Source organism: Methylobacterium sp. 10 (assembly GCF_000519085.1).
Lineage (GTDB): Bacteria > Pseudomonadota > Alphaproteobacteria > Rhizobiales > Beijerinckiaceae > Methylobacterium.
Genome location: NZ_KI912577.1, coordinates 3,860,255 through 3,884,426 on the forward strand (window position 1 = coordinate 3,860,255; position 24,172 = coordinate 3,884,426).

Sequence of the window (24,172 nt, forward strand, 5' to 3'; positions counted from 1 at the left end):
GCCCCGCTCACTTCCCGCTGCAGAGCCCCTGTCCGGCGAGCCGGACATGGTCGCGGGGGTCGCAATCCGTGGACAGAAACGAGGCCCATTCCGCCGTCGAGCCGTAGAACGCGTTGCGGTCGACGTCGCCGCGCACGCCCGGAACCCGGCCCGTGGAGGTGAACTGCCACAGCATCCACTTGCGCTTGGCGTAGCGCTGCTCGGGCTCTGCCGCCGTGGAGCGGACCCAGTGCGGATAGTCGGGCAGCTCGTCCTCGAGCACGTCCTTGTGGAAGGTGATGTCGGTATAGATGATCGGACGCTTGCCGGTGTAGCGCTCCATCTCGTCGAGCATGTAGCGCATCATCGCCAGCGCCTGGGCTTTCGGCAGCTTCTTGGGGCAGAGCTGCGAATGGCCGTTCCACTCCACGTCGAGGACGGGGGGCAGGGCGGTCGGATCGTTGGGCACGTTCTTCTTGAACCACTCCATCTGGTCCTGGGCCGAGCGGCACCAGAACACGAAATGGTAGGCTCCACGGGGCACGCCCGCCTTGGCGGCACCGTCCCAATTGGCGCGGAACCGCTCGTCCACGTGGTCGCCACCTTCCGTCGCCTTGATGAAGGCGAACTGCGTACCGGCCCCGCGCACCGAAGCCCAATCGATCGGGCCCTGCCATTTCGAGATGTCGATGCCCTGGATCGGGTGCTGCTTGGCGCGCGCGACCCCCGGATGGGGCTTCACGTCGCCCTTGGTCGGGTAGAAGTCGCTGTGGTTTCCGGCGCAGGCCGCCACGCTCGCGAGCAGGGCGGCGGTCAAAGAGCGTTTGGCCCAGCGCAGCGCGACGCCGCGTGGCATCCCGGCCAGGATTGTCGGGGCGATCCCGTTCTTAAGCGACATCGATGCCCGGCCCACCGTTCTCACGCGCTAAACTCATCGCTAAGGGATGGCCCCTGCGCGGTTAACAGAGCTTTGACGGTAATGCGGCGGAATTCCGGAAGTCGTTGCCTGCGAGCCACATAGGGTGCATTCCGGCGCTTTGGCCGCAGGCCGGCACCCGACGCTAAGTCACGAGCCGGTCTGACGTTTCGAGGGGAGGGGAGACTGGACAAGGTTTTGTTCACCATCGGCTACGAAGGGCTCGATTCCGAGCGTTTCGTTGCGACTCTGAAGGATGCCGGCGTCACGACCCTGGCCGACGTTCGCGCGGTGGCGAACTCACGCAAGCGAGGCTTCTCCAAGAACGCCCTGAGGACGAGCCTGGAGGAGGCGGGTCTCGTCTATGCGCATGCGCGGGAGCTCGGCACGCCCAAGGCCGGGCGGGAGGCCGCCCGGGCCCATGATCCGGCGCTGATGCGCCGGATCTACTGCGAGGAGGTGCTCGATACCGCCGATGGCGGCCTCGCCCTCGATGCCCTGTGCGAGCTCGCCGCGCGGGCGCCTACCTGTCTCCTCTGCTTCGAGCGCGATCCGGAACGGTGCCATCGCCGAGTCCTGGCCGAGCGGCTGGAAGCGGCCGGTTTCAGGACCGTCGACCTGTTCGGCTGACGACCCCCCTCAGGATACCCGTGCGCGCAAAATCGATCCTACCCAAGGGAATGCGTTGACAATCTAGAGTTAGGTCGTTCTCATGCCCATGATCATGAAAACGTGATCGGACTCGCCTGGCAGTATGCGTGTGACGCGCAAATCCCTCGATCAGACCCTCGGCTTCCTCCGCTCCCTCGACCGGACGGCCAGCGGCGAGGACGTTGCCCGGCTTCTGATGGCGGAACTGGCGGATCTCGGCGTCGCCCACATCATGGCGGCCACCGTGCCTGCCCGTGGTGCGCCCGTCCGACAGCAGCGCGGCCACGTTCTCCTCAATACCTTCCCGATGGAATGGGGCCGGCGTTACCTGACGCGCGGCTATGCCTTCCACGACCCCACGGTGCGGCGCCTCGGCCACTCCACCGCGCCCTTCGCATGGAGCGACGCCACCGATGAGCATGCCGACGATCCGCTGGCGCGCAGGGTAATGGACGAGGCGACGGATTTCGGCCTGCGCGACGGTCTGACCATTCCTTTGATGACTCTCGACGGCGAGACCGCCGGGTTCAGTGTTTCGGGCGAGCGTCTCGCCATCGATCCGGCGGACAGGGGCATGCTCCAGCTGGCCGCCACCTACGCATTCGGCCACCTGCTGCTGTTGAACGGCCAGAGCCCGGCGGCCACGGCGCGCCTCGCCCCGCGCGAGCGCGAGGCGCTGCAATGGGCGGCCGAAGGCAAGACCGACTGGGAGATCGGCGAGGTCATGGGCATCTCGACCCACGGCGTCGATTTCCACCTGCGCTCCGCCCGCGCCAAGCTCGGCACCGCCAACCGCACCCAGGCCGTCGCCATCGCCCTGCGGCGGGGGCTCATCATCTGATGGGATCGGGACCGGATCGTTGATATCCTCAGCCGAGTCAGGTCTCGCGGGAGGAGTCGACGATGCCCAAGGTCAGCACTTGCCTGTGGTTGGGTAAGGACATCGAGGCGGCCGTCGGCCTCTACGTCTCCCTCGTCCCCGATTCGCGGATCGACCACGTCCAGCACTCGCCGGGGCCCTGGCCGGGCGGGGAGGCGGGCGATGCGCTCCTGGTGGCCTTCACCCTCGGCGGACAGGGCTTTCAGGCCCTGAACGGAGGCGGACGGGCCGATTACGGAATGGCCGCTTCCATCTCGGTGGCCTGCGCCGACCAGGACGAGGTCGACCGGTTGTGGGCGGCGCTCATCGCGGATGGAGGGGCCGAGATCATGTGCGGCTGGCTCCGGGACAGGTGGGGCGTGCCCTGGCAGATCGTGCCCACGATCCTCCCCCGGCTGCTCGCCGATCCCGATCCGGCCGTGTCGCGCCGCGTCTTCTCCGCCATGCAGGACATGATCAAGCTCGACATCGCCGCGCTCGAACGCGCGGCCGCCGGCTGAACCGGCCGTCCCGTCTCAGCCGCCGCCCGGGCGTGCGCGGCGGCCGAAGCGCTCGGCGATGACGATGCCACCGAGCACGAGGGCCAAAGCCGCGGCCTGGTACCATTGGAAGGGCTCGCCGACGACGAGGATGGCGAGGCCCGAGCCGAAGATCGGCACGAGGTTCACGAACACCCCCGCCCGGTTCGGGCCGATCAGTTCGACGCCCCGCATGAACGAGAGCTGGGCGATGAGGGACGGTCCGAGCGCCACGAAGGCGACGATGGCCCAGCCCTGCGGCGTCGGCCAGATCAGGCGTCCGGCGGCCTGCTCGAGGGCGAGGGCGGGCAGGGAGGTCACGAGGGCCGCCAGCGCCATCGCCGAGAAGAAGGTCAGGCCGGACATTTTCGGCCGGTCGGCGAGGGCGACGGTGTAGCCGGCATAGAGCAGGCAGGCCCCGAGCATCAGCATGTCGCCGACATTGAAGGACAGCGTCGACAGGATGTGCCAGTCGCCGTGGGTCGCCGCGACGCCCGCGCCGCCAAGGGTGATGACGACGCCGAGGACCTGCGCCCCGGTGACGGCGACACGGTGCACGACGTAGTTCAGCAGGATGACGAGGACCGGGATCGCCCCCTGGAACAGGGCAACGTTCACGCCGGTGGTGTAGATGCCCGCGGCGTAGAACAGGCTCGCATAGGCGGTGTAGCCGCAGGCTCCCATCAGCAGGATGTAGCGCCAGTGGCGCGCGATCAGGTGGCGCTCGGCCACGATCCCGCGCCAGGCCGGCCAGGCCAGCGCGAGGCAGGCGAAGGCCCATCGCAGGCAGGTGAGCACCTGGGGCGAGACCTCGCCCACGGCCCATTTGCCGGCGACCACGTTGCCGCCCCACAGCAGGGTCGTGAACAGGAGGAGCGGGTAGGCGGCCGTGGCGCCGCGGGTCTCGACGGCCGGGCCGGGGGAGGCGGACGGAGAGGTCATGATCCCTTCGGGGGCTTTGCTCGGAGATGTGTCTTCGCTTGCGGCGCCGCCGCCCCTTCTGTCCCGCCCATGACGGGCTGAGCAAGCCCGTCGGAAGCAGGGCTGCACTCACGGGCCGTGTCCCGACGCGGGCCGGGGAAGGCGGAGCTTTGCGGCGGGCTTTGCGGCAGGCGGGACGGCCGCGATCCGCGCCGCATCGCTCGTCCAGAGATGCACCGCGGCATAGGCCCGCCACGGGCGCCAGGCCTCGGCCCGCACCAGCAGTTGCGCCGGTGTCGGACGGCCGGCGCCGGTATCGAGAGACCGGAGCAGGGCAAGGTCGGCTGCCGGAAGTGCATCCGGTTCGCGAAGCGCCCTGAGGGCGACGTACTGCGCCGTCCACTCGCCGATTCCGCGCATCGCCCTGAGGGCGGCCACCGCCGGATCGAGGCCGCGTCCTCTGGCGAACAGATCGGGATTCGCATGCGCCTCCGCGGCGAGGGTGCCGATCGCCCTGCCGCGTGCCCCCGGCATGCCCAGCGTCGCGGCGATGTCGGCGTCGAGCAGGCGATCCGGCGTTGGGAACAGATGGGTGAGCCCCACCGCGCCGCGTTCCGGCAGTACCGGTTCGCCGAAGGCGGAGACCAGACGGCCGGCGAGGCGGGTCGCCGCATTCACCGAGACCTGTTGTCCGAGAATGGCGCGCACCGCGATCTCGAATCCGTCCCAGGCGCCCGGAACCCGCAGGCCCGGCCGTTCGGCCACAAGGGGGGCGAGGTCGGGGTCGCGCGAGAGCGCCGCCGCGATGACGGCCGGGTCGGCATCGCAATCGAACATCGGCCTCAGCCGGGCGGGAACGTCTGGCAGAATCGCCGGATCGGGATGATCGACCGTGGCGACGAGGGCGTCGCCCTGCCCCGGCGCTACCGCGATCGTGCCGGGACGGCCGCCGAGGAAGACGGTCCGGGCATAGGCATCCGTCGTCACCACCTCGACACCAGGAATGGCCCGGCCGCCGAGATAGGCCAGGATCGCGGGCCAATCGTAGGGCGGCCTGTAGGGCAGCGGGATGATGTGGGTCACGACGTTCTCCGGCCGCCTCACCATCCCATGGCCGCGAGAATCGCGAAACCACGCGCGGGCCGGCGCAACGTTGCGAGGCAGGACGGGAGGCAAGACAGGAGGCAGGGAGGGAGGGCGGGATAATCCGGCATCGCCCGTATCGGGCTGCCGGGCGACGCTGTATCCGTTCACAGGGTACGACGCGGTGCATCGACCGCGAGGCCGGGGAGGGCGGTTCTGGTGTCGTGGGTGCGTGTTCTCCTCCTCGCGGGCGCAGTGGCCGGCCTCGCCGCCTTCGCGCTGAGCGAGGCCGGCACGGCCCTCATCGCCGAACTGCGCGAGCGGGTCGCACCCGGGCCCCCGGCCCCGCGCCATCTTCCAGCCCAGCGCACCGCAATCGAGGACGGCCGCACCGTCGTCCGGCTCAAGCCGGAAGAGCGCGAGCGTCTCGGCATCGCGACACAGGTGCTGCCCTTCGCCCCCCACCGCGAGGAACTCCAGGCCTATGGCAGCGTCCTCGACGTCGCCAGGGTCACCGACCTCACCAATTCCTACGCCAGCGCCAAGGCGCAGCTCCAGACCGCCCAGGCCCGCGTCGAGGTCTCGCGCAACGCGTTCCAGCGCGCCAGGAATCTTGGTCCCTACGCCACCACGGTTCAGGTCGAGACCACCGAGGGCACGTTCCAGACCGACCAGGCCTCGCTGGCGGCGGCGGAATCCCAGGTCCGCACCCTGTCCGCCACCGCGCAGCAGGAATGGGGGCCGGTGATCGGCCGGGCCATCGTCGAGCGCTCGCCCGCCATCACCCGGCTGATCGAACGCGTCGACTTTCTGGTTCAGGTGACCCTGCCGCCGGGCGAGAGCATCAAGGGCCAACCCGCTGCCGCCTTCGCCGAAGTGCCGCCGCAGAGCGCGCGGATCGCGTTGCGCTACGTCTCGCCGGCCACCCGCACCGACCAGCGCATCCAGGGCCTCAGCTACTTCTACACCGTGCCGGGCGATAGCGGCTTCCTGCCCGGCATGAGCATGCTCGCCTTCCTCGCCTCCGACCGGACCGTCACCGGCATCAGCGTGCCCGAGGATGCGGTGGTGCATTGGCAGGGGGGCACCTGGATCTACCGTGCCGTGGCGCCCAACGCCTATGCCCGCCACGCGCTCAAGGCCGACCCGCCGATGTCGGCGGATGCCTATGTGGTGGAGGACCTGCCCGACGGGACCGAGATCGTGCTGACGGGCGCGCAGGCGCTGCTGTCCGAGGAGATGAAGAGCCTGCTCTCCGTCTCCGGCGGCGTGGACGACGATTGACGTGAGCGACGTTCCGAACGCCCCTCCGAGCGGCCCCCAGGCGGCGCTCGTCGCCTTCGCGGTGCGCTTTCGCGGCATCGTCCTGGCGCTCAGTCTCGCGCTCGCCGGCTACGGCGTCTTCGTGCTGGCGGATGCCAAATACGACGTGTTCCCCGAATTCGCGCCGCCCTCCGTGGTCGTCCAGACCGAGGCGCCGGGCCTCAACCCCGAACAGGTGGAGGTGCTGGTTACCCAGCCGATCGAGGTGGCGGTGAACGGCTTGCCGGGGATCGAATCCCTGCGCTCGAGCTCGATCCAGGGCCTGTCGGTCATCACCGTCACCTTCGGCACCGGCAGCGACGTCTACCGCGTCCGGCAACTCGTCACCGAGCGGCTCACGGCCCTCGCCGGCCGCCTGCCCCAGGGCGTGCTGCCTCCGGCGATGACGGCGCTCACCTCGGCCACCAGCACCGTGCTCCTCGTCGGATTGACCTCGGGACGGCGCTCCGACCTCGACCTGCGTACCGTCGCCGACTGGACCGTGCGCCTCCGGCTGCTGGCCGTGCCGGGCGTCGCCCAAGTCTCGGTCTATGGCGGCGCCGTGCGCTCGCTCCAGGTCCAGATCCGCCCGGCGGATCTGATCCGCTACAATATCGGCATGAACGACGTGCTCGCCGCCGCCCGCAAGGCCACCGGCGTGCGCGGGGCCGGCTTCGTCGACACGATCAACCAGCGCGTCACCCTCCAGACGGCGGGACAGTCGCTCACCCCGGAGGAACTGGCCCGCACGGTCCTCATCAACGAGGGTGGGGCGAGCGTGACCCTCGGCGATGTCGCCACCGTGGTCGCCGCCGGCGAGCCGCCGATCAGCGCCGCCCTGGTGGATGGCAAGCGCGGCGTGCTCCTCATGGTCGGCGCGCAATACGGCGCCAACACCCGCGAGGTCACCGCCCGCGCGGAAGCGGCCCTGGAAGACCTGCGCCCCGCCCTCGACCGGGAAGGCGTCGCGTTGCGCGCGGACCTGTTCCGGCCGGCGAACTTCATCACCATCGCCAATGCCAACGTGCTCCAGGCGCTGGGACTCGGCGGCATCCTCGTGGTCGTGGTGCTGTTCGCCTTCCTCTACGATTGGCGCACCTGCGTGATTTCGTCGGTGGCGATCCCGCTCTCGCTCATCGCCGCCGTGGTGGCGCTCCAGGCCATGGGCGAGAGCCTCAACACCATGACGCTGGGCGGCCTCGCCATCGCCATCGGCGAGGTGGTGGACGACGCGGTCATCGGCGTCGAGAACGTGGTGCGGCGCCTGCGCGAGAACCGGCGCCTGACTGTGCCCGTCCCGGAGGGGAGGGTGGTCTTCGACGCCATCCTGGAAGTCCGCACCGCGGTCGCCTACGCGACCTTCGCCGTGCTGCTGGTGTTCCTGCCGGTGCTGGTCCTGTCGGGCATCGCCGGCAAGCTGTTCGCCCCCCTCGCCCTCGCCTACATCCTCGCCGTGGTGGCCTCGCTCGCCGTGGCGCTCACCGTCACCCCCGCTCTGTCGATGATGCTCCTCACCGGGCGGCGCGAGACGGATATGCGCGATCCGCCGGTGATGCGCTGGTCGCGGGGCGGCTACACCCGCCTCCTTCAGCGGATCAACCGCGCACCGCGCATCGTCATCGCCTGCGGCATCCTGGTGACCCTGGCGGGCGCCGCCGCGACGCCGTTCTTCGGCAGTACCTTCCTGCCCGACCTCAAGGAGGGCCACCTGATCCTGCACATGGCTGCGGCTCCGGGAACGTCGCTTGGGGAATCCATGCGGCTCGGCGGCCGCATCACCGCCGAACTCCTGAAGATCCCCGGCATCCGCGCCGTCGCCTCGCAGATCGGCCGCGCCGAGGCCGGCCAGGACACCGCCGGCACCCATTACAGCGAGATCCATATCGACCTCGACCAGGGGCTGGACGGTGCCGGGCAGGGCAGGGCCGAGGCCGATATCCGCGCCCTGATGGCAGGGTTTCCCGGTGCCGCCTTCTCGCTCAAGACCTTCCTCACCGAGCGCATTGAGGAGACTGTCTCGGGCTACACCGCACCCGTCGTCGTCAACGTCTTCGGCAACGACCTCGCCCGGATCGAGGCGGCGGCCCGCGACATCGCTCGCGAACTCGCCGAAGTGCGCGGCGCGACCGACATCCAGCAGGCGTCGCCCGCAGGATTGCCGCAGATCAACGTCGGTCTCCGGCCCAACGACCTGCGCCATTGGGGCCTCTCGGCGGTGGAGGTGATGGAGGTGGTGCGCACCGCCTATCAGGGCGACGTGGTGGGCCAGACCTATGAGGGCAATGCAGTCTTCAACGTCCTCGTCATCCTCGATTCCGGGGCGAGGGGGCGCCTCAGTGCTGTAGGCGACCTCCCCTTGCGCTCCTCGAACGGCCGTTTCATCCGCCTCGCCCAGGTGGCGGACATCTACGAGACCTCGGGGCGCTACCAGGTCCAGCATCAGGGCGCCCAGCGCGTCCAGGTCATCACCGCTAACGTCACGGGGCGCGATGTCGCCTCCTTCGTCGAAGCCGCCCGGCGCAAGATCGCCAAGGAGGTGGCGTTGCCAACGGGCGTCTATGTGAGCTTTGCAGGATCGGCCGAGGCCCAGGCGCGGGCTAAGCGCGACCTGCTGCTGTTCTCCGGGCTCGCGGGCCTCGGCATCGTGCTGCTGCTCGCCGTGGTCACCGGCAGCGCGCGCAACCTCATGCTGGTCCTGGTCAACCTGCCCTTCGCCTTCGTCGGCGGCGTGCTCGCGGTCTTCGCCACCGGCGCCGTGCTGTCGTTGGGCTCCATCGTCGGCTTCGTCACCCTGTTCGGCATCTCGCTCCGCAACACCATCATGATGATCTCGCATTACGAGCATCTCGTCGCCGCCGAGGGCCGGGCATGGGATCGCGACACGGCGGTGGAGGGCGCCGCCGACCGCCTTGTGCCGATCTTGATGACCTCCCTCGTCACCGGCCTCGGCCTGCTGCCCCTGGCGCTGGGAGCCGGCGAGCCCGGCCGCGAGATCGAGGGCCCGATGGCCATCGTCATCCTCGGCGGCCTTGTGACCTCGACGGTCCTGAACCTCCTGATCCTGCCGACCCTGGCCCTGCGCTACGGCCGGTTCTCCACCGGCGAGGGCAGGGCGCCGGATACGTTGCGGGCACCCTAGGCAAGGGCCGGATCCCGTCGTCGGCCGGCGCTGCCCAGGATGGCGATCGAGGCCCGTTCCGCACCCAAATCTGCCATTCGCATAAGATATATTATGGAACATTCGGTTGGAGCGGCCGCGATATGGTTAATGGCGTTAACCATATCGGCGCGCCCGATCTACCAAGCGAATCGGTGTTCGACCCTGCCCTGTCCAGGCTTCGCTCCGATGGAGTGACGCTCCTCCGAGCGAAGCGCAGGGTCGTCGGTCATGCGCTTGGAATTCACCATTCCATCAAGTATCCCCGATGGATGCGACGGTTCATGCCTCGCTCACCACCTTCCTTAAGCGATCCGCCAGTTTCGGGGGCGATCGTCACAATCCGATCTCAAACCACGTGTCTACGTCATCCCGACGCGGAAGCGGTCCCGATAACCGCGCGATCCGGTCCATTCGAAGCGGATACGATGCTGACCCTGCTGAAGCCCTATGCCGCCCCGATCCTAGGCCTAGCCCTCGCGGCCCTCGGCCTCGGCGGCCCGGCATGGGCGGATCCCGTGCTGATGAAGCCCGCGATTCCCGCCCGGGCGATGGCCAAGCTCTCCCACGTCGCGGCCCTGGTGAAGACGGGGTCGGATATCCGTATCGTCGCCTTCGGCTCCTCCTCCACGGAGGGGTCGGGCGCCTCCTCGCCCTCCGCCGCCTACCCGGCCCAGCTCCAGGATGACCTGCAGCGACGCCTGGACCACGCCGGCGCGAAACACTCCACGGTGACGGTGCTCAACCGGGGCAAGGGCGGCGACGATGCCGAGGCCATGGCCCGGCGCCTCGATCGCGACGTGCTCAACGCGCGGCCCGACCTCGTGATCTGGCAGACCGGTAGCAACGACCCGATGACGGGCGTCACGGTGGAACGCTTCACCGAACTCACGCGCCAGGGCATCGTCGCCATGCGGGCCGCCGGCTCGGACGTGATCCTGATGGATCAGCAATGGTGCCGCCGCCTGAGCACCACCAACGGCGCCGAGCGCTACGGCGAGGCACTCCATGCCCTGGCCGCCGAGCTCGATGTGCCGGTGATCCGGCGCAATGCCCTGATGCGGAACTGGGCCGCCAGCGGATTGCTTTCGCTGAACCAGATGATCGGCCCCGACGGGCTGCACATGACCGATGCGGGCTACGACCGCCTCGCGGAGGCCGCCACGGCGCAGATCCTGGTCAATGCCGGCCTCATCCCGGCCGACCCCTTGCGCAACAACTGAAGACGGTTCTGCGGGGGCTCGCGGGCTGCCCTCCCCGACAAAGGGCCGGCGTCGCCCCGGCTCTCGTTCGAAACCCGCTTCCCGGTCTTCGGGACGATGCGTCAGAGATCCACGCTCACCGACAGCCCGTCATAGGCCGGCACCACCCCCGGCGGCAGCTTGGCCGCGAGCGTGGTGTAGTCGAGATCGGTGTGGAGATTGGTGAGGATCGCGCGGCGCGGGCGCACCTCCTCGATGAGCGCGAGCGCATCCGAGACCGAGTAATGGGTCGGGTGAGGGGTGTCGCGCAGGGCGTCGATGATGAGGAGATCGAGGCCGTTGAGCCGCGCTTTGGCCGCCTCCGGCATCAGGCTCACGTCGGGCGCATAGGCTGCCGGCCCGAAGCGGAAGCCGTGGGCGGACTCGGCACCGTGCTCCATGCCGAAGGCAACCGCCTCGATCGTACCGCCCTCGCCCGGGATCGTGACCGGCTCGCCCGCCACGAGATCGTTCATGTCGAGGATCGGCGGGTAGGCGCTGCCGGGCGGCGTCTCGAAGCAATAGCCGAAGCGCATCGTGAGCAGAGCCCGCGTCTCGGCGTCGGCATAGACCGGGATGCGCCGGTGCATGTGGATCACGAGCGGCCGCACGTCGTCGATGCCGTGGGTGTGGTCGGCATGGGCATGGGTGTACAGTACCGCGTCGAGGCGGCTCACCCCCGCCGACAGCAATTGCTCGCGCAGATCGGGCGAGGTGTCCACGAGGAGGCTGGTGTCGCCCGCCTCCCCTCGCCGCTCCACGAGGATCGAGCAGCGCCGCCGCCGGTTCCTGGCATCGGCCGGATCGCAGGCGCCCCAGCCGTAGCCCACGCGGGGAACGCCGCCGGACGAGCCGCAGCCGAGAATCGTCAGCGTCAGAGAACCCATCCGCACCTCCCGGTTCGTTGGTATCGAAAGGGGCGGGCGCCTGTCACGCCCCCTGGCCGCCGGATGGAGTCGCCTTGTCGAACAGGCGGTGGAAATTGGCCGTCGTCAGGCTCGCGAAGGCCTCGAACTCCATGTCCAGGGTCTTGGCCAGTGAGCGGGCGGTGTCGGCGGTATAGGCCGGCTCGTTGCTGCGTCCGCGATGCGGCTCGGGCGCCAGGAACGGCGCGTCGGTCTCCACCAGGATGCGGTCGCGGGGCACGGCGAGGGCGATGTCGCGCAACTCGTGCGAGCGCCGGAAGGTGACGATGCCCGAGAACGAGATGGACAGGCCGAGTTCGATTCCGACCTCGGCCAGGCGCCGGCCCGAGGAGAAGCAGTGCAGGACCGCCTTGAAGGCCCCGCGCTTCATCTCGTCGACGAGCACCGATTCCATCTCCGCGTCGGCATCGCGGGCATGGATGACGAGGGGAAGGCCGGTCTCGCGGGCGGCCGCGATATGCCGGCGGAACACCCGATCCTGCACCGCTTCCGGGGCGGCGTCCTCGTAATGGTAGTCGAGCCCCGCCTCGCCGATGCCGATGCAGCGCGGATGGCGGGTGAGGGCGACGATCTCCTCCGTGGGCACGTCGGGCTCGTCCCCTGCCCCGTTCGGATGGGTCCCCACCGTGTGCCAGATCTGCGGATGAGCCTCGGACAGGGCCTCGTAGACCCGTGCCTTGGCTACCCGCGTCGAGATGGTCAGCATCCCCGTCACGCCCGCCGCCTGGGCGCGGGCGATCACGCCGGGAAGATCCTCGGCGAAGTTGGGGAAGTCGAGATGGCAGTGGCTGTCGACCAGCATGGACAAAACTCGGGATTCTCGGTGACGCTGCGGACCCCGCCTCAGGCGGCGGGAGTCTCCGGCTCGACGAAGCGCGGGAACAGCCCGCTCGGCGCGGGGAGCGCGGTGCCCGGCACCAGCCTGTCCCCCTCCCCGATATTGGCGAGGTTCCGCCGGTCGGCGGGCACGGCCAGGAGGTCGAGGAGCTTGGCCCCCGCTTCCGGCATGAAGGGCTGCACCAGGATGCCGATGGCGCGCAGGGTCTCGGCCACCACGTAGAGGGAGGCGGCCATGCGGGCCGGGTCGGTCTTGCGCAGGACCCAGGGCTTCTGCGCGTCGAAATAGCGGTCGGAGGCCGTCACCACGGCCCAGATGTCGGCGAGCGCCGTGTGAAGGGCGAGCTTGTCCATCGCTACCCGCACCGAGCCCGGCAGGGCGTCGGCGAGCGCCAGGAGTGCCCGGTCATCCTCCGTGAAATCGCCGTGCTCGGGGACGAGGCCGCCGCAATTCTTGGCGATCATCGAGAGCGAGCGCTGGGCGAGGTTGCCGAGCCCGTTGGAGAGATCCGCCGTGTAGCGGGTGATGATGGCCTCGTGGCTGTAATTGCCGTCGCCGCCGAAGGGCACTTCGCGCAGGACGAACTGGCGCAGCGCATCGACCCCGTAGGTCGCAATGAGGTCCATCGGATCGACGACGTTGCCGAGCGATTTCGACATCTTCTCGCCCTTGGAGAGCAGGAAGCCATGGCCGAAGACGCGCTTCGGGAGTGGCAGGCCCGCCGACATCAGGAAGGCCGGCCAGTAGACCGCGTGGAAGCGCACGATGTCCTTGCCGATGACGTGCAGGTCCATCGGCCAGAATTTTTTGCGAGGATCGGCCTCGTCGGGGAAGCCCGTCACCGTGAGGTAGTTCGTCAGCGCGTCGACCCACACATACATGACGTGGTCGGGATGGCCCGGCACCGGCACGCCCCAGTCGAAATTGGTCCGGCTGACGGAGAGGTCCTTGAGGCCGGAGCGGACGAAGCTCGCCACCTCGTTGCGCCGTGTCTCGGGGCCGATGAAGTCGGGCTGGGCCTCGTAGAGAGCGAGCAGCCGATCCTGATAGGCGGAGAGACGGAAGAGAAAATTCTCCTCCTCCATCCAGGTCACGGCCGTGCCGGTCTCCCGCGCGCGGCGCGTCCCGTCGGGGGCGGTCTCGGTTTCGTCCTCGTTATAATAGGCTTCGTCGCGCACCGAGTACCAACCTGCGTATTTCGACAGGTAGATGTCGCCGTTGGCCTCCATGCGCCGCCAGAGTTCCTGGGCGGCGGCGTAATGGTCCGGCTCCGTGGTGCGGATGAAGCGGTCGTGGGAACAGTTCAAAGCCTCGGCCATGGCCTTGAAGCGCGCCGCCATGTCGTCGACCAGCGCCTTCGGGCCGATGCCGGCCTTGGATGCGGTCTGCTGGATCTTGAGCCCGTGCTCGTCGGTGCCGGTGGAGAACAGCACCTCGTAGCCGTCGAGGCGCTTGAAGCGCGCGATCGCGTCCGTGGCGATCACCTCGTAGGCGTGGCCGATATGCGGCGCGCCGTTGGGATAGGAGATCGCCGTGCTGATGCCGAAGGTCTTGGCATCGGAACCGGTAGTCTCGATTTCGGAACCGGAAGTCTTGGCAATGGATGGGCTGGGCCCTGACTCGTTGGCCATCGCGTCGAAATACCCTCGGATACGCGGTTCATCGGATCACAGGACGAGCCTGCTCATGCCCCGGCGCGCACGGCCCCCGCGAGGTCGCCGAACAGCGAGAGGATCAGCGGCCGCCTGTCGAGATTGTAGGTCGCGGCCTCCCGGGCGGCGCGGGCGATCTTGTCACACACCTCCACCAGGGCCGCAAGGCGAGCCGGCGGCTCGTGGCGGCGGCGGTTCAGCTCCGACGAGACGAAGCGGAACACCGTGTCGAGGCTCGCGGCGAAATGCTCGTCCGCGTCCCGGCCCGAGAGCTTTTCGGCGAGCGCCAGGATGCGGCGCCAGTCTGGATGGTCGAGGCGCGACAGCAGGGTCTCCATCTCGCCGACGAGGCCGGACGTAGCCGGGTCGAGCATGGCGAAGCCCTGCGCCACCGAACCCTCGGAGAGGGCGGCGGCGCGGGCCAAGGCCTCCGGTTCGGGCCGCACGAAGGGGGGAGGGAAGCCCTCCAGCACCCGAGCCACCTCCCCCTCCCCCAGGGGGCGCAGGTTGAGGGCGCGGCAGCGCGAGCGGATCGTCGGGAGCAGCCGGCCCGGCGCGTGGCTGACGATGAGGAACAGGCAGCGCGGCGGGGGCTCCTCCACCATCTTGAGGAGGGCATTGGCGCTGTTGGCGTTGAGGTCCTCTGCGCTGTCGACGATGCAGATGCGATAGCCGTCGTTGCCCGCCGTCGAGCCGAACAGGTCGAGGGCGTGGCGGGCGGCATCCACGGAGATCTTGGTCGCGAGCGTCTTGGCATTGTGCGGCCGGGTCCGGCGCAGGGCCACGAGGTTGGGATGCGACAGGGCCGCCACCTGCCGGGCCGCCGAATGTGTGGGATCGACGGCCAGGGTGTCCGGGACGCGTCCGGTGCGCGGGTTGGCGATAAGCCAGCGCGCTACCCGGTAGGCCAGGGTCGCCTTGCCGATGCCGCGCGGGCCGCCGATGAGCCAGGCATGGTGCAGGCGGCCAGAGGCGATCCCCTCGATGAAGGCGGCCTCCGCCTCCGCATGGCCGACGAGGCCGGCCTGCTCGCGCGGGCGGGGGATGTCGGCGAGATCGCCGGGCTCGACGTCTTCGGGAGCGCGTTCAGGCCGCATCGTCGGCGGCCTCCGGGCCGGAGAGAAGGCCGGGCAGGCGGGCAGCGAGGACGGCTGCGATCGCCTCTTCCACCGCATCGAGGGAGAGGCCGGCATCGATGACGACACAGCGCTCCGGTTCCGCCGCCGCGATGGCGAGAAAGGCCTGCCGCAGGCGGGTGTGGAAGCCGAGCGCCTCGGCCTCGAACCGGTCGGCCGCCTCCCCCTCCCCGGCACGGGCCTTCGCTCTGGCAAGGCCGACGGCGGGGTCGAGGTCGAGGATCAGGGTGAGGTCGGGCTTCGTGTCCCCGACGACGACCCGCTCCAGGGTCGAGAGCAGAGCGGGGTCGAGGCCGCCCGCCGCCCCCTGATAGGCACGGGTCGAATCCGAGAAGCGGTCGCACAGGACGGTCTCGCCGCGGGCGAGGGCCGGGCGGATCAGCGTGTCGAGATGGTCGATGCGGGCGGCGGAGAACAGCAGCGCCTCGGCGAAGGGACCGTGCCGCTTCACCGTGCCGGCCAGCAGCGCCTCACGGATCGCCTCGGCCTTGGCCGAGCCGCCGGGCTCGCGCGTCGTCACCACCGGGGCGGAGGGCGCGCCGCGCAGGCGCGCTGCAAGACGGGCGATCTGGGTCGATTTCCCGGCCCCCTCCCCGCCCTCGAACGTGATGAACGCTCCGCCCTGCCCGACCCGCTTCCCACTTCGGCCGATCACGATTTGGCGCCGTCCTTGTCACCCGCGCCAACCTTGTCGAAGGCGCGCCGGAACAGGCCGGTCCCGACCTCCCAGGCCCCGTCGAGGGCGCGCTGCGGGATCGTGCCGGCCGGTACGTCCTCCCCGGCATAGACCGGCAGGTCGAGGGCCTGGGTGTCGCCACGGGTGATGCGCAGGCGGCCGACCTCCCGGCCCTGCTCCACCGGCGCGGTCAGCGGACCCTGATAGACGACGCGGGCGCTGATGCGGTCGCCATTGCCCCGGGGCAGGAGCACCCGGACCGGCTTCTTGGCCACCAGGGGAACGCTGCCCTGCGCCCCGCCGAAGACGGAGGCGTCGGCCACGGTCTCGCCGCTGGCGAAGATCTGGCGCGGCTCGAAGGCGCGAAAACCCCATTCCACCAGCTTGCGCGATTCGGCAGCGCGGTCGCGCGCCGTCTTGAGGCCGCTCACCACCATGATGAGGCGCTGGCCGTTCTGCACCGCCGAGCCGGTGAGGCCGTAGCCCGACTCCTCGAGATATCCCGTCTTGAGCCCATCGGCGCCGATATCGAGGGTGAGGAGCGGATTACGGTTCTGCTGCTTGATCTTGTTCCAGGTGAACTCGCGCTCGGCGAAGATCTTGTACAGGTCGGGATAGGTGTCGATGATGTGGATCGCCAGCTTGGCGAGGTCGCGCGCGGTGACCTTCTGGTCCGGCGCGGAATAGCCGGTGGCGTTGCGGAAGGTGGAGCGCGTCAGGCCGATTTCCTTGGCCCGCGCCGTCATCATCCGGCCGAAATTCTCCTCCGAGCCGGCGATGCCCTCGCCGATGGCGATGGCCGCGTCGTTGCCCGATTGCACGATCAGGCCGCGCAGCAGATCCGACAGCTTGATGCGGCTGTTGAGCTGGGCGAACATCGAGGAGCCGCCTCCCCCGGCGCCGCCCCGGCGCCAGGCGTCCTCTGTGATCTGGAATTCGCTGTCCATGCTGAGCCGGCCCTGCCGGATCTCGTTGAACACGATCTCCGTGGTCATCAGCTTGGCCATGCTGGCCGGCGAGAACGGCTCGTCGGCCGCCTTCTCGAACAGGACGGAGCCCGAATCCGCGTCGATCAGGATGGCGTGGGGGGCGGCCGTCTGGAAGCTCTGGGCAAGGGCGGGGATGGCGGCGAACCAACCGATCGCCGACAGGCTCAAGCCGGCCAGTCCGGCCCGAAATCCCGCAGCCAGATTCGTCCGGTTCGTCGTCGCACGCATCGTTCGCCTCATGCCCATCGGCCCCGAGGCTTGGCTGAAGAGCCCGGTCCGTTCTCGCCCGTGCGAGATGATACAGGGGATTCCCAACGAAATCGAACGCAACTTTGGCGATGATATCGCAGCGCGGTGGACGACATGACGCCGCGGGACCGTCAGCTTCGTCGAGACACAGTCGCCGGTCTCCACCAACCGCGATCAGTTCACCTCGGCGATGCGCGAGCGGCGCGCCTGGACGGGCTTCGCCGCAGCGGCGGTGGCGACCGGGGCGGGCGACTTGCCGCGCCCGGCCTGGGCGCCGGCGACCTGGGAACCGGCCGGGGGCACGGAGAGCTTGGCGACGCTGGCCTTGGCCGTTCCCAGCGGGCCCGAGGGCAGCGGGGCCGGGCGCAGGTTCGCCACCGCGGCATGGCCCGTCGCCGAGCGTGCCGGGGCCGTGGCGCTCGCGGTCTTCACGATCTGGCCGCGCGAGGAAGCGGGGGCGGCGGTCGTCTTCTGCGGTACCGCCGGAGCCGGCGACTGGGCGAGTTTCATCCCGGGAGCGGAGGTGCCCAGCTTGGCCTGGAGTGTCTTCGCCTCCTTGGGCGACGGGGCACCATGCTTCGATGCCTGGGCATGGGCGGGGCCGGCGCTCGAGGCGAGGCGCGTCGGTGCCGGGGGCGGCGGTACGGACCCCTTCGTCTTCGGCCCGGCATTCGGTCCGGCATGGGCCATCTGCATGGCAGGAGCCGGGCGATCCGGCATGGTCGGCCGGAACCCGTGCGACCGGGACGCGGTGGGCTGCAGGGCCGCCGGCACGGCAACGCTGGAGCCGCCCGCCACCAGGACCGGCGCGGGCCGGACGGGACGCGGCGCGGGGGCGGCATCGTCCTCGTCGGCCGCAGGCTTGAAGGCCAAAGCGGGACGTTGCGCGCGGGACAGACGCTCCGGCTCGGCATCGGGACCGAGATCGGCCATCATCACCGGCGAGCTGCCGCCGACGCGGGCGGGTGCGCCGTCGGTGCGCAGGGTCGCCATCAGCTTGCGGTCGTCACTGCCCGCGGTGGACGCCTTGCCGACATACTCCACCCGCACCTTCGCGGTGCCGCTGCGGTGGAATTCGAGGGCCTGGGCCACCTCCTCCGAGACGTCCATGAGGCGGTTGGCGTGATAGGGGCCGCGATCGTTGACGCGCACAATCATCGAATGGCGGTTGGCGAGGTTGGTCACCCGCACATAGCTCGGCAGCGGCAGGGTCGGGTGAGCGGCTGCGATGGAATGGCGGTCGAACACCTCGCCATTAGCCGTCATCCGGCCGTGGAACGCACTGCCGTACCAGGATGCCAAGCCATCGCGGACATAGCCCTTGGCGTCGTCGCGGGGCACGTAGGTACGGCCCGCTACCACGTAGGGCTTTCCCGAGAAGCGGCGGCCGCCGCCCTTCGGAATCGTGTCGCCCTCGTTATAGAGGCGCGGGCTGGCCTTCACGCCGTATTTCGGATCGTAGGACGATCCGGAAGAGCCGGCCGGGCCGGCGAGTTTCTGGGTGTTCTGCGCGCAATTTGCGGTGGTCAGTGCCACCACGGACACGGCGAGGAGGCGCAGCAGCGGTACGCCCGCCGTTGGAGCCGATCCGGCCTTCGTCGAACGCGCCATACCGAACCGCCCAGCACTCTACGCTCTCGAAACGCCATACAGGGCCGAGGAACGGAAGAGCGATCCGGCCCGGCTGTCGAAGACCGTCCCGAAAGAACGGGCTTCGATTGCACAGACAATTGTCGGGTTGACGTAAAGGAAACCTGAACGCCGCGGATGGGGCCTTGATTCGCCGCCCATCTCTCATCCATTGAATGAGAGGCCATCTCTATCCAATTGTGAAGCTGGTAGAAATCATGGTTTAGGGGATGTGGATATCCTGCTCCGGATGCATCCTTTGACCCATCGGGCGACGATGTCGCGGGCGGATACGTCAAGTAAGAAACAACCTGCAAGTCGCTGCTCGGGCGTGGTTTTCTCCTGTCGACGATCAATATCGACAGGAGAGAGGCCTCAGCGGTGGTTCGTCTCGTTCAGCCGCTCAATCGGCATGGTGCCCCGCTGTTTGAACAGGAGGTCGAGGGCTTCGAGCATGAGCGCGTGCATCTTGGTGCGCTCGGTATGAGCGAGGTCGCGGAGCTGGTCGTAGACCGGCGGCTCCAGGTAGACCGACATCTGTCGGGCGCGCTCCTTCAGGGTGCTCGGGGTCTTGCGGACCGGTACGTGGCCCGTATCGAGCTGGACGATGTCGGCGCTCCTGGCTGGGGAAGCGGCTCCCGCAACGATGGAGGCGAGGCTCGGCCTAGGCGGCTTTGGCATGCTTGACGACCTGCATCCTCTTCTCGATCCACGTCCAGAGCCTGCGCACTTCGCCGGCGGCCTGGCCCTTGGGGTTGAATTCGGTGACGCCCTGACCGACACCGATCGCGTCCTGGTGATCGGTGCGCGCGACGATATTGACGTCCGGCAGGATGCCCAGCACGGCGAGGCCGTCGGCCGCGTCGCGGATCCGGTAGGAGCGCGGCGGGGTCTGGTTCAGCACGAAGGCGAACTTCTTCTCCAGGCGGTAAATGGCGGCCAGGGTCGGCTTGAACGCGCGCAGGTCGGCCGGGGTGGGTCGGCAGGGGATGATGCAGAGATCGGCCGCACGGATCGCCGAGAGCGTGCCGGTGGAATCCACGCCCGGGGTATCGATGAAGACGTAATCGTAGGAGGATTCGCGCAGCTGGGCCATGACGGCCTCGATCTGCGACGCATCGATCTGCGCGACTTCCGGACCGTCCGCCGTGCGGTGGTCGAGCCAGTCGCTGATCGTCGCCTGACGATCCATTTCCAAAATGCAGACCGACAGGCCGCGCTCCTGCGCCGCGACGGCCAGGGAGATGCACAGCGTGCTCTTCCCACTCCCCCCCTTCTGGGTGACGAAGGTGATGGCTTTCATACGGGAGCCCTTCTCGCGTCCTAAAGATGTCGCGTCCTGCCGTGCCGGGGTAATCCTTCGGCTCGGAAGCCGACGGAATTCCCTGCCTCGGATCGTCACCGGTCGGGCTCGCAGCCGTCGTCCCGTGACACCAGGATGCCCTGATCCCGGTTTTCGCCCGTCATGGTTAACCAGTGGTTAAGAGCGCGGCCTGGTATCGGCGGGTGCCGTGAACCGCGGATCGGGGCCACGATGGATGATCCCGCACGCGTTCAACCCCAGGGCCTTCCATCAATCTGAGGTTGCCCAAACTTCCCGCAGGGCGTGTCTTACCCTTCCAATCGTGCAATTCAGCGGTTAAGTTGCGTCTGCTTCCGTGGTCCGACGGCGAATTATCAACTTCAGGTAAATTCGATGCAAGTGCGATCCCCGCCTCGTGTCGATCCGCGGTGACACCTTTCATCCTCAGCGATCCGCCCCGGCGGCCCAGGAGATCCATGCCTGCGCGCACGAGCCTTCTCACCGGCGACACGGACGGCATCCTGGCCGCGCTTGATGCGTCTGGCGTCGTGGGCGTCTGGTCCCACGACGTCTGGGCCGGCCGGATCGCCGTCTCGGACTCTTTCGCGGACGTGCTCGGTCTCGCTCCGGAAGCGTCGGGCGTGGGTCTCGACGCCTTCCTTGCGACGATCCTCGCCGAGGACCGGCTTCGCGTGGAGAACGCCCTGCATGCCGCCAGCGAAGCGGGCGGCCTGTTCGAGATCGCGTTCCGAACGGTTCGAGGCGAACGCCGGCTCGGCCTGCGCGGACGGATCGACCGGGGCGAATCCGCCGGGCGGACGAGAGGCCTCGGCATCGCCATCGATCGCACCGAGGACGGGGTGCCCCTCCACCGGCCCGGGCAACGGGCCGAGCAGGCAGCCAACCGCATGGCCGAACACGCCATCGCCCTATACGACCTCGCGTCCGACCTCCACCAGCCGAGACTCACGGCCCTTCTCAATGACTTGATGCAGGAAATCGCCTTCACCCTGGCCGGCCATCTCGAGAAGGGCGAGCGACCGCGCAATCACTGAGGGCGAGGATCTGGCCTAATCAGCTGGCCTGCGCAGGAGGTAGGTGTCCATGATCCAGCCGTGGCGTGCCCTCGCCTCGGCTCGCACGCGTCGGATCTCGCCGGCGACGTCGGCGAGGCGGCCCGAGAGGATGATCTCGTCGCCGCTCCCGAGATAGGCACCCCAATAGATCGTCAGGTCCGGGTCGAGATGGGCGAAGGTCGGGTCGCCGTCGAGCATCACCACGGTGGTGTCGGCCTCCGCAGACAGTCCCCCGGCGATCTGGCGTCCGGTGGTGATCTCAACGGGCGCACCGATGCGGTTGAGGGCGATGCGGTGGCTCGCCGCCAGGGCCTGGACGCTGGTGATGCCGGGAATCACCCGATGGTCGAAGGCGAGGCGCCCCCGCGCCACGATCCGGTCGATGATCCGCAGGGTGCTGTCGTAGAGCGAGGGATCGCCCCAGACCAGGAAGGCGCCGGTGCCGTCCTCGGGGAGTTCTCGCGCGATCATCGCCTCGTAGAGGGCCGCGCGGGCACCGTGCCAATCGTCCACGGCGACGCCGTAATTCGCCGGATTGCGGTCGCGCTCCGGGTCCTGCGCCTCGACGATGCGGTAAGGGCGGTCCTCGATGTAGCGCTCGCAGATCTCCCGGCGCAGGGCGACGAGGTCGGCTTTCTCCCCTCCCTTGTCGAGGACGAAGACCACATCCACCGTGTTCAAGGCGCGGATCGCCTGGATCGTGACGTGCTCCGGATTGCCGGTGCCTATGCCGATCACGAGGATCTGTCTCACGCGTTTAGCCTCCCGAGTTACGATCGCCGGCGATCGGCCCTGTCGCGGGCGCATGCCCTATGCTACGCTCGGCACCGACATGAAACCCATCCGGCGCAATCTGGACCGGAGCCTCGCGCTCTGGCTGATGACGGTGATCCTCGCGATCGCCGGCTTCGGCATGTCGTCGCCCGCGAGCGCCCATACGGGCCATGGGCACGATGGCGGCGCTCCTGTCGAGCGGGTTGAGGCTTCGGTCTCCTTCGACGCGCTGGCGGTCCGGGCGGATGTCGTCGCTCCCGGCATTCATGCGGTGGTGTCCGTCCTGCGGGCCGAGCCCCATTTCGGCTGTGCCGGTCCCTGCTGCACCGGCCCCTGCAGTGCCGCCTGCTGCTGCGCGATCGGCTTGGCGCCGGCCGATGGTGATGCTGCATCCGCACCCGGCTTGACCGGTCCCATTCCCGTGGGCGCCATGTCCGCCCGCACGGACGTCGCCCCGGATTCTCCGTCCGAACCACCGAGACCCTTCGCCTGATGTAACGACGGCGTTCCACGCCCGGCTGCCTGCCGGCGCCGTGTGAAAAGCCGTCCCTGCTTCATCGGCGTCGAGGTTCTCCCATCATGTCCATCGTTTTTCCGGCAGCCCTGCGCCTCGTCGCGGCGTGCGCCATCGCCTGGGCGGCCTTGTCCGGCACGGCCCTGTCCCATGAGGGACATTCCCACGGCGACGAGGCGCCGCTCCTGCCCGTCACCGCGGCCGCTCCGCGGGCGGAAGCGAAGTCGGAGCGCTACGAACTCGTCGCCACCGTGCAGGGGCACGACCTCGTCTTCTATCTCGACGCATTCGAGACCAACGCGCCGGTCGCCGACGCCACCCTCGCCCTCTCGACGCCGGACGGGCGCAGGAAGGCCGAAATCCAGGCCGATGGCACCTACCGGCTTTCGGCGCCCTGGCTGGAGGACGCGGAGCACCACGATCTCCTCGTCGCGGTGACGGCGGAGGGCAGTACCGACATCCTCTCCCTCGATCTCGACCTGCCGGCCGCCAAAGCCGTCGCGGCGACGCCCGAGGCATCGGTGGGCGCCTCCCTGGCCGATCGCTTGAAGCACCAGCCGCCCTCCGTCACCGCCGCCGGGGGGTTCCTCCTCGGCCTCGGCGTCGTCGTCCTGTTCCGGCGTCGGCGGACGATTCCCATCGTCGTCGTCTTGGCGGTCACGGCGACGATTGTGCTGGGCAGCGCCGCCCTCGCCCATGAAGGCCACGATGCCGCGCCGGCCGAGGGTGGGATGGTGGCGAGCCCGCCCGCTGGTGGCGCCGACCGGGCGAGGCGTCTGGGCGACGGGTCCATCTTCGTGCCCAAATCCCTGCAGCGGCTCCTCGTCCTGCGCACCGCCGTGACGGCGACGGAGAGTGTGGCCCGCACCGTGACCCTGCCCGGCCGGGTCATCGCCGATCCCAATGCCAGCGGCGTGGTGCAATCCTCCGTGGGCGGCCGTCTGGCCCCTCCGGCGAACGGCTTCCCGCGCCTTGGAACGCGCGTGACGCGCGGCGAGGTGCTCGCCACCGTCACCCCTCCGGTCCAGGCGGTGGACGTCTCCGACATGCGCCAGCGCCAGGGCGAGCTCGACCAGCAGATCGCGATCCTCGACCGGCGGGTGGTCCGGTTCGAGCGGCTGGCGGGGACCGGCGCCGTGGCCCAGACCCAGCTCGACGATGCCCGCTCCGAGCGCGACGGGCTGAAGGACCGCCGCGCCGCCCTCGACGCGGTCCGCGGCTCGCCGGAGTCCCTGGTCGCACCCGTGGACGGGGTCATCGCCGAGACGAGCGCCACGGCGGGCGCCATGGCCGCCCCCGGCACCGTCGTCTTCCGCATCGTCGATCCGGCGAAACTCTGGGTCGAGGCTCTGAGCTTCGAGGCCCTGGCGCCCGAGGGCGCGGCGACCGCCCGCCTCGGCGACGGACGCAGCATGGCGCTGACCTATCGCGGCGCCGGTCTCGCCGACCGCAACCAGGCTGTGCCGGTGCAATTCGCGGTGGCGGGCGATCCGGCCGGCCTGCGGCTCGGCCAGTTCGTCACTGTCCACGCCCCCCTGACGGGGGAGCGGACCGGCCTCGCGGTGCCGCGCTCCGGCATCCTGCGGGCGGAGGGCGGCAGCGTCGTCTACGAGCATGTCGGCGCGGAGCGCTTCGTGGCGCGCGCCGTCCGAACCGATCCCCTCGACGCCGACCGCACGCTCATTGCCGGTGGCCTGGAGCCGGGACGGCGCGTGGTCGTCCAGGGCGCCGAACTCCTCGACCAGATCCGTTGAGGAGAGAG

General features: G+C 69.3%; 22 protein-coding genes. 9 read left to right on the forward strand and 13 right to left on the reverse strand.

The window, feature by feature from the left end; genetic code table 11:
* Nucleotides 1-7 precede the first annotated feature (7 nt).
* Nucleotides 8-877 carry a GH25 family lysozyme gene (locus tag K368_RS0118205; protein ID WP_027173574.1) on the reverse strand — a complete coding sequence of 290 codons (870 nt, stop codon included), beginning with the start codon at nucleotides 875-877 and terminating at the stop codon, nucleotides 8-10.
* Between the two features lie 204 nt (nucleotides 878-1,081).
* Between K368_RS0118205 and K368_RS0118210 the strand changes: the two genes are divergently transcribed.
* From K368_RS0118210 to K368_RS0118220, 3 genes are all read left to right on the forward strand, one after another.
* Nucleotides 1,082-1,525 (forward strand): DUF488 domain-containing protein, encoded by a 444-nt coding sequence (locus K368_RS0118210; protein ID WP_027173575.1) that lies wholly within the window; start codon nucleotides 1,082-1,084, stop codon nucleotides 1,523-1,525.
* Between the two features lie 130 nt (nucleotides 1,526-1,655).
* Nucleotides 1,656-2,387, forward strand: coding sequence for a LuxR family transcriptional regulator (locus K368_RS0118215; RefSeq protein WP_027173576.1), 732 nt, complete (start codon nucleotides 1,656-1,658; stop codon nucleotides 2,385-2,387).
* A 62-nt stretch (nucleotides 2,388-2,449) separates the two neighbouring features.
* Nucleotides 2,450-2,926, forward strand: coding sequence for a VOC family protein (locus K368_RS0118220; protein ID WP_027173577.1), 477 nt, complete (start codon nucleotides 2,450-2,452; stop codon nucleotides 2,924-2,926).
* Nucleotides 2,927-2,941: 15 nt separating this feature from the next.
* Here K368_RS0118220 and K368_RS0118225 read toward each other — a convergent pair whose 3' ends face one another.
* Together K368_RS0118225 and K368_RS0118230 are read right to left on the reverse strand one after the other, a co-directional pair.
* Nucleotides 2,942-3,886, reverse strand: coding sequence for a DMT family transporter (locus tag K368_RS0118225; RefSeq protein ID WP_027173578.1), 945 nt, complete (start codon nucleotides 3,884-3,886; stop codon nucleotides 2,942-2,944).
* Between the two features lie 108 nt (nucleotides 3,887-3,994).
* Complete coding sequence (locus tag K368_RS0118230; protein WP_027173579.1) at nucleotides 3,995-4,948, reverse strand: AlkA N-terminal domain-containing protein; 954 nt, start codon at nucleotides 4,946-4,948, stop codon at nucleotides 3,995-3,997.
* A gap of 228 nt (nucleotides 4,949-5,176) precedes the next feature.
* Here K368_RS0118230 and K368_RS0118235 point away from each other — a divergent pair, with 228 nt between their 5' ends.
* The 3 genes from K368_RS0118235 to K368_RS0118245 all read left to right on the forward strand — a co-directional run bounded on the left by K368_RS0118235 (nucleotide 5,177) and on the right by K368_RS0118245 (nucleotide 10,630).
* A complete protein-coding gene (locus K368_RS0118235; RefSeq protein WP_036267141.1) occupies nucleotides 5,177-6,232 on the forward strand; it encodes an efflux RND transporter periplasmic adaptor subunit in 1,056 nt (351 codons plus the stop codon).
* A 1-nt stretch (nucleotide 6,233) separates the two neighbouring features.
* On the forward strand, nucleotides 6,234-9,389 hold the full coding sequence (locus K368_RS0118240) for an efflux RND transporter permease subunit (RefSeq protein WP_027173581.1): 3,156 nt from the start codon (nucleotides 6,234-6,236) through the stop codon (nucleotides 9,387-9,389).
* A gap of 446 nt (nucleotides 9,390-9,835) precedes the next feature.
* Nucleotides 9,836-10,630 (forward strand): SGNH/GDSL hydrolase family protein, encoded by a 795-nt coding sequence (locus K368_RS0118245; protein WP_027173582.1) that lies wholly within the window; start codon nucleotides 9,836-9,838, stop codon nucleotides 10,628-10,630.
* Nucleotides 10,631-10,731: 101 nt separating this feature from the next.
* On the opposite strand, the gene K368_RS0118250 is transcribed toward K368_RS0118245, so the two are convergent.
* The 9 genes from K368_RS0118250 to K368_RS0118290 all read right to left on the reverse strand — a co-directional run bounded on the left by K368_RS0118250 (nucleotide 10,732) and on the right by K368_RS0118290 (nucleotide 20,046).
* Nucleotides 10,732-11,535, reverse strand: coding sequence for an MBL fold metallo-hydrolase (locus tag K368_RS0118250; RefSeq protein ID WP_027173583.1), 804 nt, complete (start codon nucleotides 11,533-11,535; stop codon nucleotides 10,732-10,734).
* Nucleotides 11,536-11,578: 43 nt separating this feature from the next.
* Nucleotides 11,579-12,376 (reverse strand): TatD family hydrolase, encoded by a 798-nt coding sequence (locus tag K368_RS0118255; protein ID WP_027173584.1) that lies wholly within the window; start codon nucleotides 12,374-12,376, stop codon nucleotides 11,579-11,581.
* Nucleotides 12,377-12,417: 41 nt separating this feature from the next.
* A complete protein-coding gene (gene metG / locus K368_RS0118260) occupies nucleotides 12,418-14,043 on the reverse strand; it encodes a methionine--tRNA ligase (protein ID WP_245259615.1) in 1,626 nt (541 codons plus the stop codon).
* 53 nt (nucleotides 14,044-14,096) lie between these two features.
* The gene (locus tag K368_RS0118265; protein ID WP_027173586.1) at nucleotides 14,097-15,161 is read right to left on the reverse strand and encodes a DNA polymerase III subunit delta'; all 1,065 of its coding nucleotides are present in this window, start codon (nucleotides 15,159-15,161) and stop codon (nucleotides 14,097-14,099) included.
* Nucleotides 15,151-15,855: a dTMP kinase gene (tmk, locus tag K368_RS0118270; RefSeq protein WP_027173587.1), complete on the reverse strand. Its 705-nt coding sequence runs from the start codon at nucleotides 15,853-15,855 to the stop codon at nucleotides 15,151-15,153. Before tmk ends, K368_RS0118265 begins: the two co-directional genes overlap by 11 nt.
* Entirely contained in the window at nucleotides 15,852-17,093 is a 1,242-nt protein-coding gene (locus K368_RS0118275; RefSeq protein ID WP_027173588.1) for a D-alanyl-D-alanine carboxypeptidase family protein, read from the reverse strand. Before K368_RS0118275 ends, tmk begins: the two co-directional genes overlap by 4 nt.
* A 195-nt stretch (nucleotides 17,094-17,288) precedes the next feature.
* On the reverse strand, nucleotides 17,289-18,725 hold the full coding sequence (locus tag K368_RS0118280) for a septal ring lytic transglycosylase RlpA family protein (protein ID WP_027173589.1): 1,437 nt from the start codon (nucleotides 18,723-18,725) through the stop codon (nucleotides 17,289-17,291).
* Between the two features lie 393 nt (nucleotides 18,726-19,118).
* Nucleotides 19,119-19,424, reverse strand: coding sequence for a ribbon-helix-helix domain-containing protein (locus K368_RS0118285; protein WP_027173590.1), 306 nt, complete (start codon nucleotides 19,422-19,424; stop codon nucleotides 19,119-19,121).
* Nucleotides 19,408-20,046 carry a ParA family protein gene (locus K368_RS0118290; protein ID WP_027173591.1) on the reverse strand — a complete coding sequence of 213 codons (639 nt, stop codon included), beginning with the start codon at nucleotides 20,044-20,046 and terminating at the stop codon, nucleotides 19,408-19,410. Before K368_RS0118290 ends, K368_RS0118285 begins: the two co-directional genes overlap by 17 nt.
* 476 nt (nucleotides 20,047-20,522) lie before the next feature.
* On the opposite strand from K368_RS0118290, the gene K368_RS0118295 reads away from it, so the two are divergent.
* A complete protein-coding gene (locus tag K368_RS0118295; RefSeq protein WP_027173592.1) occupies nucleotides 20,523-21,101 on the forward strand; it encodes a PAS domain-containing protein in 579 nt (192 codons plus the stop codon).
* 15 nt (nucleotides 21,102-21,116) lie between these two features.
* Here K368_RS0118295 and cobF read toward each other — a convergent pair whose 3' ends face one another.
* Nucleotides 21,117-21,875, reverse strand: coding sequence for a precorrin-6A synthase (deacetylating) (gene cobF / locus K368_RS0118300; protein ID WP_027173593.1), 759 nt, complete (start codon nucleotides 21,873-21,875; stop codon nucleotides 21,117-21,119).
* A 52-nt stretch (nucleotides 21,876-21,927) separates the two neighbouring features.
* On the opposite strand from cobF, the gene K368_RS0118305 reads away from it, so the two are divergent.
* Nucleotides 21,928-22,389, forward strand: coding sequence for a hypothetical protein (locus K368_RS0118305; protein WP_027173594.1), 462 nt, complete (start codon nucleotides 21,928-21,930; stop codon nucleotides 22,387-22,389).
* 86 nt (nucleotides 22,390-22,475) lie between these two features.
* Nucleotides 22,476-24,164 (forward strand): efflux RND transporter periplasmic adaptor subunit, encoded by a 1,689-nt coding sequence (locus K368_RS0118310; protein ID WP_027173595.1) that lies wholly within the window; start codon nucleotides 22,476-22,478, stop codon nucleotides 24,162-24,164.
* Nucleotides 24,165-24,172 lie beyond the last annotated feature (8 nt).